1 protein-coding gene is annotated in these 255 nt (G+C 61.2%); it reads right to left on the reverse strand.

Going from position 1 to position 255, the window contains the following annotated elements; genetic code table 11:
- A partial coding sequence (locus ACRXB1_RS37850; RefSeq protein ID WP_449494992.1) for a transposase occupies positions 1-255 on the reverse strand: 255 nt, incomplete at both ends.

Here is a 255-nt window from a genome sequence, read left to right on the forward strand (position 1 = left end):
TTCGCGCCACGAAACGGTGTTATAGCAAGATGGATCGAGCGCTAGTGCTAGGTCCTTGACAGCGACTGGATCATGTCCCGGTACCCGACGTTGCAGGCTTCGAGTTCGGCCAACCTTGCCGATTGAAGGTACAGCCGGCAGTGGGGCAAGGCCCGGTGGCCACACGCGTGTGCTCGACTGGATGCCCACGGCGTATTGCAGGCCGAGTTCGCCAACGTTGGCACGAAACGCCGCGTCGTTTCCATAACCCGCGTC

The organism is Caballeronia sp. M23-90, assembly GCF_053574605.1.